This is a genomic window from Streptomyces sp. CB02009 (assembly GCF_001905825.1).
Taxonomy (GTDB): domain Bacteria; phylum Actinomycetota; class Actinomycetes; order Streptomycetales; family Streptomycetaceae; genus Streptomyces.
The window spans coordinates 935-1,345 of sequence record NZ_LIVV01000030.1; the positions used below are offsets into that span (position 1 = coordinate 935).

The 411-nt window shown below is 75.9% G+C and carries 1 protein-coding gene; it reads left to right on the plus strand.

Annotated features, from left to right (window positions below; all coding sequences use genetic code 11):
* A partial coding sequence (locus AMK27_RS40900; protein WP_241847815.1) for a sugar-binding domain-containing protein occupies positions 1-378 on the plus strand: 378 nt, incomplete at its 5' end.
* Positions 379-411 lie beyond the last annotated feature (33 nt).

Consider the following 411-nt stretch of genomic DNA (forward strand, 5'->3'; position numbering starts at 1 on the left):
GCCTGTGTCTCCATCGGCTCCTGGGAGCCGGGCATCTCGACCGTCCACGACATGCTCTCCGACGAGGAGCGCGCCCACTACGCCTCGCTCGGCGTCGCCGCCGAGATGTCCGCGCACCTCTTCGACGCCGAGGGGCGCAGGGTCGGCCGCGACCTGGGCGAGCGCTGCATCACCGTCGAGGCGGACCGGCTGCGCCGGATCCCCGAGGTCGTCGCCATCGCGGGCGGCCAGCGCAAGGCGGCGGCGATCGGCGCGGTGCTCCGCTCCGGTCTGGTCACCAGCCTGGTCACCGACCGCGCCGCGGCGGACTACCTGCTCACCGAGTCCAGCCCGGGGACGCACCCGGCGCTCGACCGGACGGACCCGGACGGCGTCTGAACGAGGGCGCCGTCGGCCGGGCCGACGGCGCCG